The following is an 8,970-nucleotide window of genomic DNA, read 5'->3' as shown; positions in this document are numbered from 1 at the left end:
TCTAATTTGTTCCACATTTTGTCATCAATAACAAATCTTGACATCCATTTGCTCCATTTTCACTATGGAGGCTTTTTATCAGATTTTTAATAGTTTGAAAAACTTTAAAAACACGCCCTAACTAAATTTTGTTATTTATTATTGTTTTTTTCGCAGGGGATTGCTGCTTCACCCTGGTGGACTGGCCCTTTACTAGCTCCTGCAGGAAAAACAATCCCCCCGGGGCATGTTAATTTTGAACCCTATGCTTTCTATACACTTTATGCTGAACAATTTAGAAACTTTGAAGCACTGCCCATCGTGACCTTGGGAATTCTGGATTTTTTAGATATACAAGCTTCTGTCCCCTATGATGTGAGCTGGAAAGGGGGGCAGAGCGGTAAGGATTTTGGCGATTCAAGCTTTGGGGTGGGCTTGCAGCTTTTTAGGCAAAAAGAAAATTCTTGGGTGCCCAATGTGCGGTTATTGGTCCAAGAGATTTTCCCTTCTGGAAAGTTTAACCATTTAAATCCAAATAAATTGGGCACAGATCAAACTGGCATTGGTTCTTACCAAACTTTAGTAGGCCTTAATTTTCAGAAATTAACGCATTTTTATGGCGAGCATTATTTGCGCACGCGCTTGGGATTGGCTGTGGTTTCGCCCAGTGATGTTCTGGTCGAGGGCTTCAATGCCTTTGGCGGTAGCCCGACTACGCATGGAAAAGTAAAGCTAAATAATAGTTACTCAGTGAATTTGGCTTTTGAATATTCGCTAACTCAACATTGGGTCCCTGTCTTTGAATTGCTGTATACGGAAACCGGGACATCCACGTTTGCCGGTAATCCCGGTTTTACTCCAGGTGGTGCTGTAGGCAGTATTGGCAGCGGGGGCAGTAGCAATATTTCTCTGGCACCGGCATTGGAATATAACTTTAATGAATCCATAGGAATTATTGCAGGGGTATGGTTTTCAGTGACTGGTCCTCACGCTGCGAGGTTCGTGTCCAATGTCATTGCTCTTAATATTTATTTCTAGGAATATTACGCTCTGCCTTGAGCCTGATGCTGGCGTGGTGTAGATTAGCTGCTTTTGTTGTGAAGAAATTATGAGACCCGTTATTCATTTATCCTCCAGCAAGCAAGGTGCTGTGCGTCGAGGTCACCCGTGGATTTTCCCTAAAGCAATTCAGCGTCATAGCGGAAAGCTTAGCACCGGCGAGTTAGTGGACGTGTATAGCGCCGAAAGCGAAAGTATTGGGGTAGGCGTTTACAATGAACATTCCTTGTATCGAGTGCGGATGTTGGCGCAAACATTTGAATCGCTCAACACGGATTCATGGGAGGGATTAATTGCTGAGCGGTTGCGCCAGGCTCTACTATTGCGTAAAAGCTTGGACTTGCCTAATGCAACAACTACAGCTTACCGATTATTCAACAGTGAAGGAGATGGGCTATCCGGTTTGACCATCGATCGGTTTAATCACATCAGTGTGGTTTCCAGTACCGCCTATTGGGTGGAAGCCCATAAGGAGATAATATCAAGTTGCCTGCGTGCGCTTTTGCCGCATGATGAAGTGATTTGGCTGCCGCAAGTCAAGTCCCTGGCGCAAGACGGATGGGAACGGCCAGAGCAGCAAGTGGTTTCACATGTGGAAAGAGTGTTGGAAGCAGGCGTGGTTTATCAGGTGGATTTTTCCGATGCACAAAAAACAGGGCTTTTTTTAGATCAGCGCGAAAATCATCAGCGCATTGCAAATTTGGCAGCAGGAAAACGCGTTTTGGATCTTTATTCCTATACGGGTGGCTTTGCCTTACATGCGGCAAAGGCTGGGGCGATAAAAGTCACGGCTGTTGACAGTTCAGCGCAAGCAATTGTTTTGGCGAAAAAAAATGCTGAATTAAACGGCATTGACTTTATTGAATTTATTGCGGCCGATGCACGCAATTATTTAGATAAAGCAAGCGAGTATGATTTAGTCATTTTAGATCCTCCTAAATTAGTTCCGTCACAACGGCATGTGCAAAAAGCTAAAAATTATTACCGCTTTTTGCACCGGGAACTATTTAAGCACATGCGTTCCGGCTCACTGTTGCTCACGTGTAACTGTTCATCTGCCTTATCTATGCAAGAATTTACTGAGTTGGTTAGTTTACAAGCTTTGGCGGTTAATAAAACAGCACGAATATTAGGGGTTTTTGGCCCAGCAAGCTGCCATCCGACCTTGGCATTTTTTCCCGAGGGGCAATACCTAACCGCTGTGTTAGTGGCGTTGGTTTAAAACTTATAAGGTTAAGGAGAGAAACGTGTTATTGGATAAAGCGCATTCGTGTTTACTGTTGGTCGATGTTCAGGAAAAACTAACACCGCATGTAGTAAAGTCAGATGAACTGGTAGCGCGTTGCCATTGGTTATTACGCTTGGCACATGAGGTGCAAGTTCCTGTATTGACCAGCGAGCAATACCCGCAGGGTTTGGGCGGCACGGTTTCTCCCCTGAAAGAATGTGTTGCTAATCAAGTTTGTACGAGTAAGGTACATTTTTCCAGCTATTGTGATTCTGCTTTTGTTGAGCATTGGCAGGCTACAAAACGCTCGCAAGCGGTTATCTGCGGCATTGAAACCCATGTCTGCGTTTTACAAACGGCTATGAAAATGAAAGAAGCCGGAATTGATGTTTTTGTAGTGGCCGATGCAGTCAGCAGCCGTCATGAATTGGATCATGAATATGGTTTAAAACGCATGCGAGCTCAAGGCATTCAAATTCTAACCGCTGAAATGGTTTTTTTTGAATGGGTTCGCAAGGCAGGTACACCTGAATTTAAAGCGCTTAGCCAGGCGTTTTTACGGTAGTTAAAGAAAAAGCATGTTGTTAAGGAGAAACACATGAATCTGGATAATCAAATAGCAATCATAACGGGTGGTAATTCCGGAATGGGGCAAGCTTGCGTGCAAGAGCTTAGCCGGCGCGGGGTGCGTGTCGTTATATGGGATAAACATATTGATGTTGCAACAGAAAATGCATTTGCTTGCGATGTAAGCTTAGCGTCTGATGTTGAAAAGACTTTGCAAAAAACCATTGAACACGTTGGCATGCCAAGAGTATGCATTAATTGTGCAGGCATTGCACCTGCCAAGCGCATGGTTGGTAAGGAAGGCCCTATGCCGCTTGATGCATTTAAACAAGTGATTGAGGTAAATCTAATAGGAACTTTTAATGTCATGCGAGTGGTGGCTGATGTCATGAGCAAACTTTCCCCGCTGGAGGATACCTTGGAGAGGGGGGTAATTATTAACACCGCGTCCATCGCCGCTTATGAAGGACAAATTGGTCAAACAGCTTATAGTGCATCAAAAGGAGGGGTCATTGCTTTGACTTTACCTGCCGCGCGTGAGTTGGCCCAGTTTGGAATTCGCGTCAATGCAATTGCGCCCGGATTGATTGCCACACCACTACTTTTAAATATGCCGCAAGAAGTTCAGGACAGTTTGGCCGCAACTATCCCTTTCCCCAAGCGCTTTGGAAAGCCTGAAGAATTCGCTTCCTTGGTGGTGCATATAATTGAGAACAGTATGATCAATGGCGAAGTGATACGTTTGGACGGTGCTTTACGGATGCAGCCACGCTAAAATAAAATGCCTCTTGTTTTCTGAGTCAAGAGGCATGGTGCTCGGGTGATATGACAGGTCAAGCCGTTTCTGCTTCGGTGAATACTTGATATTCCATGAGCTTGGAGGCAATTTTTTGACTTTGTATTTGATAACTTCCAGAGAGAAGGTCTTGTTTGATTTTTTGAATTTTGGCTTGATTCGTGCCTGCATCGTGAAAAATCAAAGCTTTTAAAGCATCCAATTGTTTCGCTGAAGCGTCGAAATCCAAACTGTTTAAAAATTCTTGCGGAACAGCATTATCCTTATCTTGCAGAAAGTTGAGCGAGCCAGGTTTATCTGTTTTATTGACCATAATTAGTATCCCTCAATATCACCCGACTTAATTATCGTTCTCTCAAGAAAAATCTTTAATAAATTTTGACATTTTTATTAAACAACAATTTAGTCAGTAAGCTTTATTGTATTTAATGTAATCTACAATCTAAAAGATATGGAATTAGTTTTCAAGCCATTCCCGTGCATTCACAATGCGTGCTTGCCGCTTTCTGAGTTGACACTTATTTTTAAGGTTGTCTCTGTAGGATTATTTTATGATAAGCTGCCAAGCCTATTCTTTTGAATGACAAACATGGAAAAATTAACCAGAGAGTTTTATGCGCGTGAAACCACAATTGTAGCGCGGGAATTGCTTGGAAAGTACCTGGTGCATAAAAAAGATGGCATTGAGCAGATCGGAAAAATTGTAGAAGTAGAAGCGTATTTAGGTATTAAGGATTTGGCAGCCCATTCTGCAAAAGGTATAACCAAGCGAACGGCAGTGATGTTTGGCCCACCAGGTTATGCATACGTGTATCTGATTTATGGGATGTATTATTGCTTCAATGTAGTAACTGAGACAGAAGGAGAAGGCACGGCGATATTGCTGCGCGCTATTGAACCTGTTAAAAATATCCAAGGCCGTACCCAAGGTCCTGGACTTTTATGCAGAGCCATGCAGATTGATAAAAGCTTATACGGCCATGATTTGTTAAGTGATGATTTTTATATTGCAAAAGGGTCAGAAGCAGAAAGAATTCACGTCATTCGCAAGCCAAGAATTGGGGTACATTATGCGAAGCACTGGGCAAAAAGGCTATTAAGATTTTACATTAAAGGCAATCCTTATGTTTCTAAACAATGATTAAGACAATGGAAAAAGGAGTCATTCATGAAGAATAACATCGAGCAATTTTTAACCTCCAAAGCATATGCAGTGGCGGGGGCATCAACGAACCGTAGTAAATACGGCAATAAGGTTTTGCGTTGTTATTTGCAACATAATATGACAGTTTATCCAATTAATCCCAGAGCAACTCTTATTGAAGGCGTGGTTTGCATTCCTTGTATAGCCGATTTGCCTGATGATGTGAAAAGTCTTTCGATTATCACTCCACCTGCAATCACTGAAAAAATAGTAGAAGAAGCAATTCAAAAAGGTATAAAAAATATTTGGATGCAACCGGGTGCTGAAAGCGATAAAGCCATTCAAGATTGCCTGGATAATCAAATTAATGTGATTGCAGAAGGGCCTTGTATTTTAGTTGTTTTGGGATTTAGGGAATTTTAAGGCCACAACTATCTAATCGTTAAGGGCATTGTTATAAGTAGGCTAAGCGGCGCCTAGCATAGACGACTTTTGCAAGGTGTCATTTATTGAATCATTTGATAAGGTATTATTATTTTCACTCTCATTTTTGGGAGCATCCTTAAAAAATTTGAAAAAATTTACTCCTGCTGGCTTACCGGCTAGCGAGCCGCATTTTTGCCTTCCTTCTGACTTTTCATCCATATTTGATTGGGAAGTGTGCTGATTTTCTTTTATCTTTTGCACTGCTTCTCGAGGGCCAGACAGTAATTCTTCCTTTTCTGCAGAATCAGCATTTTTAACAGCTGTTTTATGTTCCTCAAGGAAGCCGGAAATTTGTTGACTCGGAAACCCTGGAGCGCTTAGCTCTGCCACCATTGCCCGTACTTCTGGATATTTAATTAGATAAAGTTCTTTCCTGGCTTGTTGCAGGGACAAACGTTTAGTAGCGTCTTCTTCGGTTAGTTTTTGAATTAATTCCTTAAATGTCTGGCCATATTCTGATGTAAAGATCGAATGATTAAGATCGATAGGGTCCATGTTAGGCGAGCGCTTGCTTAAAAAGAAATACAAGTTTCTTCCTAACGTATAGGCATGAAATTTATCCGCATTTAATTGTGAAGGATCATTTTTCCCCTTGCTGTGCTGTAGGTAATAATCTAAATATTCCGGCGGAGCAAACGAACGAGTGGAGATAACAAACGAGCTGAAGGGATTTTTTTCTTTTAGAAGATAACCATCCGAATTGGTAAATAGAAAGGATTTGGTGTCTGCAATAATTAATTTATTTTCATCGTTTACAAGCCAGTTGGCATTTTTTGCATCTGGGAAAATGCACCCAGCCTCTTGAATCCGCAGCAAAATTTCACTCATTTGCATGAAGTATTCCGCTATTTGTGCAACATGCAAAGATTTATTTTTTTGTGCATCTAACGAGCCTTGGGCTAAGAATTCAGTTACGGTAAGGAAACGGGCTCGTTTTTGCTCTGTATTTTTATCAGAAATAACCCCCATGCGCTCAATAAAACCTACCAGGATGGTATCGCACATGGATTGCAGTAAATAATCTCTGACTTCAGTGGAATTTAAGCGAAATTCAACTTTTAAAACCCAGGATTTATTATTTACTAAGTTGGTTACCTTATAATTTAATGAGTTGGCTCCTCCTAAGAATTGTATCTGATGTTCGCTTAGAAATTTCTTAAAAACCGATGCATCTTGGGCATGTTTTTTTCCTTTATATAATTTTTTAATGGAAGGTTCGATTAGTTTACGATCGCTATAAATTAAAATGTCCAGCAGCTTATTTATTTTTTTAGAAGTGAGAGTCCCAAGAATATTCACAATAGGGGGTATGTTATTTGCTGATGTGAGCAAAGGCGTATTGAGTTTCTTGGCTTGTTTCAGTACGGCATCTTCGAGAGAGGCTTGTGCAGTTGTTAATACGATGGATTTTTCAAAATGCGCAGGTTGAAATTGATCATATAATTTTCTGATTTTTTGTTGAATGGAGAGGAGTGATTTTTTTTTATTCTCTAAATCAGCGAGAGATATGGCGTTATAATTCTCAATAAGCTTGTTAATTTCTTGGATGAATTGTTCTGCCGCTTTATAAAATTGAAGATGGTTTAATGCATCCACATCACCCACTGGATAGGCATTTAGTTTTTTTATTTTTTCAGGTAATTTGGGATGCTTAATTTCTTTAAAAATTAATTTTAATTGCTGCACAAGTTTCACGATATCTACTAGCCTAAAAAACTTAAACCATTATAGATCAAACATCACGTATCATACCTATAACATTAATAATTAATGCAACAATTCAAGTTTGTAAGCAATCAAAAATAGAAGTAAAGTTGATCAATTGGTTGTTATTTTGTGCTATAATGAATTCTATTAATTCAATTGGAATTAAAAACAAACTATATTTTGAGGATTAGTATGAGAAAAATGTTTAATGCGCTTCTACTGGTTTTAATTGGCTTCATGAGCGCACAAGCCTATGCACAAAAGGTAATAAAACTGGCTCCTAAAGAATCTCGTTCACTTACGAACCATTATGCCTGGACACTAAACGCTACTTGTAACATTCAAGGCTCTGAATCTAAAGGGAAAATTCGAGTAAGTATTCTGTCTAACAAAGGAAAAATAAATGGGCAACATTTATCGCAAGGACAAGCACGCTCCTTAACAGTCAAGAATAATGATAATATTTCCGTGAGTGCGGAACCTGGAACAAAAGTTCATTTGATTAATTTAGGTAAAACGCCGGTGCAAGCTATTTGCTCAGCTTAATACCCGTATAAAACAAATCCACCATAAAGCAGCTTAGTCTGCTTTTATGTGTTTTCTCGTTTAAAACTTTCCCAAGTTGGTTTTTTTATCTGGACAAATGTAGAAATTTTTACCAAAATGCGGCTTCAATTTAAAGCAAAGGTTGCATTCATGAAAACAATAAAATGGTTATCCTTTTTTTTATTGCTGATTAGCAGTATTTCCATTGCTGCACCAAAAAAAGAAGTAAGCAGCCCTGATTTACCAATGCAAAAACAAATTCTTTACTATGTGAATGAATATCGGATAAAGCATCATCGTGCTCCGCTTAAATTAATGTCGACCATTTCGGTTGAAGCGGTCAAGCATAGTCAGGCTATGGCATCCAAACGCATTTCTTTCGGGCATCAGCATTTCAATGAGCGCATCAAACATTTGTATAAAGAATTTAAAGATAGCCGCGGTGGGGCAGAAAATGTGGCTTATTATAAACTGAATGCGAAAAAACTGGTGGATGCCTGGATAGCTAGTCCCGGCCATCGTAGAAATATTCTCGGTAATTACACTATAACAGGCATTGGCATTGCGCATGCGAAGAAAGGTTGGGCTTACTATACGCAAATCTTTTTAAATACCAGTGGAATACGAGGATAAATTTCAGAAAGGCCGGACTCAATGCCCGGCATTATATTTTTTACAGTGCGGCATGATCTATCTTTATCCTTTGATACAAATTAAAGGCTTTAAACGAATTATTTTTTTAGCCAAACCGGCTTGATGGGCCGTTTCGATGACAGAATGGATGTCTTTATAAGCGTGCGGTGCTTCTTCAGCCACACCTCGAAAAGAAAGACTGCGGATTAAAATACCTTGAGATTTTAATTGCTCAATCACCTCTTTTCCTCGCCACATTTTTGTGGCTTGATGGCGACTCATGGCACGACCAGCTCCATGGCAAGCAGAGCTAAATGACTTTTTTTCTCCCTCTGCAGTTCCTGTCAGCACATACGAAGCCGTGCCCATACTGCCGCCGATGATAACAGGTTGTCCAATGTCACGCAGAGAAGAAGGCAAAGCCATATGCCCAGGGCCAAAGGCTCGGGTGGCACCTTTACGGTGTACATACAAGGACATTTTTCTGCCCTCCACTTCATGTTCTTCTTTCTTACAAGTATTATGAGAAACATCGTATAGCAATTTCATTTGCATGCCAGGCATCAGTTCCTGGAATACTTCACGCATGAAATGGGTAATGATTTGCCGGTTGGCTAAAGCGCAATTAATACCTGCTGCCATAGCGCCTAAATAATTTTTACCGGTAACGGAATGAATGGGTGCGCAGGCTAATTCTCGATCGGCTAGGCAACGTCCCTAAAGTTTTTTAGCCAAGATTTCATCTTAAATTGAGCACAAATTTTTCTATTTCACTTCGATCTACCCCCTCTCCCACGATAGGAGTTTTGATAGTATGATGATGCC

General features: G+C 40.5%; 10 protein-coding genes and 1 pseudogene. 8 read left to right on the top strand and 3 right to left on the bottom strand.

Annotated elements, in window-relative coordinates:
- Positions 1-141: 141 nt before the first annotated feature.
- The 4 genes from ELY11_RS11745 to ELY11_RS11730 all read left to right on the top strand — a co-directional run bounded on the left by ELY11_RS11745 (position 142) and on the right by ELY11_RS11730 (position 3,608).
- The gene (locus tag ELY11_RS11745; protein WP_127033733.1) at positions 142-1,017 is read left to right on the top strand and encodes a hypothetical protein; all 876 of its coding nucleotides are present in this window, start codon (positions 142-144) and stop codon (positions 1,015-1,017) included.
- A gap of 70 nt (positions 1,018-1,087) precedes the next feature.
- Positions 1,088-2,260 (top strand): class I SAM-dependent rRNA methyltransferase, encoded by a 1,173-nt coding sequence (locus ELY11_RS11740; RefSeq protein ID WP_127033731.1) that lies wholly within the window; start codon positions 1,088-1,090, stop codon positions 2,258-2,260.
- Between the two features lie 25 nt (positions 2,261-2,285).
- Positions 2,286-2,831: a hydrolase gene (locus ELY11_RS11735; protein WP_126954566.1), complete on the top strand. Its 546-nt coding sequence runs from the start codon at positions 2,286-2,288 to the stop codon at positions 2,829-2,831.
- A gap of 33 nt (positions 2,832-2,864) precedes the next feature.
- A complete protein-coding gene (locus ELY11_RS11730) occupies positions 2,865-3,608 on the top strand; it encodes an SDR family oxidoreductase (protein ID WP_126954565.1) in 744 nt (247 codons plus the stop codon).
- 58 nt (positions 3,609-3,666) lie between these two features.
- Here the strand turns inward: ELY11_RS11730 and flgM are convergent, their stop codons facing one another.
- The gene (flgM, locus tag ELY11_RS11725) at positions 3,667-3,942 is read right to left on the bottom strand and encodes a flagellar biosynthesis anti-sigma factor FlgM (RefSeq protein WP_126954564.1); all 276 of its coding nucleotides are present in this window, start codon (positions 3,940-3,942) and stop codon (positions 3,667-3,669) included.
- Positions 3,943-4,218: 276 nt separating this feature from the next.
- Between flgM and ELY11_RS11720 the strand changes: the two genes are divergently transcribed.
- The gene (locus tag ELY11_RS11720) at positions 4,219-4,770 is read left to right on the top strand and encodes a DNA-3-methyladenine glycosylase (RefSeq protein WP_126954563.1); all 552 of its coding nucleotides are present in this window, start codon (positions 4,219-4,221) and stop codon (positions 4,768-4,770) included.
- A gap of 27 nt (positions 4,771-4,797) precedes the next feature.
- Positions 4,798-5,196: a CoA-binding protein gene (locus tag ELY11_RS11715; protein ID WP_126954562.1), complete on the top strand. Its 399-nt coding sequence runs from the start codon at positions 4,798-4,800 to the stop codon at positions 5,194-5,196.
- Between the two features lie 42 nt (positions 5,197-5,238).
- On the opposite strand, the gene ELY11_RS11710 is transcribed toward ELY11_RS11715, so the two are convergent.
- The gene (locus ELY11_RS11710; protein ID WP_127033728.1) at positions 5,239-6,954 is read right to left on the bottom strand and encodes a hypothetical protein; all 1,716 of its coding nucleotides are present in this window, start codon (positions 6,952-6,954) and stop codon (positions 5,239-5,241) included.
- 204 nt (positions 6,955-7,158) lie between these two features.
- Between ELY11_RS11710 and ELY11_RS11705 the strand changes: the two genes are divergently transcribed.
- Both ELY11_RS11705 and ELY11_RS11700 read left to right on the top strand, forming a co-directional pair.
- The gene (locus tag ELY11_RS11705; RefSeq protein WP_126954560.1) at positions 7,159-7,512 is read left to right on the top strand and encodes an S-Ena type endospore appendage; all 354 of its coding nucleotides are present in this window, start codon (positions 7,159-7,161) and stop codon (positions 7,510-7,512) included.
- A 150-nt stretch (positions 7,513-7,662) separates the two neighbouring features.
- On the top strand, positions 7,663-8,145 hold the full coding sequence (locus tag ELY11_RS11700; RefSeq protein WP_233579858.1) for a CAP domain-containing protein: 483 nt from the start codon (positions 7,663-7,665) through the stop codon (positions 8,143-8,145).
- Between the two features lie 63 nt (positions 8,146-8,208).
- Here the strand turns inward: ELY11_RS11700 and ELY11_RS11695 are convergent.
- Positions 8,209-8,853: pseudogene (locus ELY11_RS11695) on the bottom strand (RtcB family protein); the annotation flags it as partial.
- Positions 8,854-8,970 lie beyond the last annotated feature (117 nt).

This window comes from Legionella septentrionalis (assembly GCF_003989745.1).
Taxonomy (GTDB): Bacteria; Pseudomonadota; Gammaproteobacteria; order Legionellales; family Legionellaceae; genus Legionella_A; species Legionella_A septentrionalis.
This window is presented reverse-complemented; position numbering and strand designations above follow the sequence as displayed.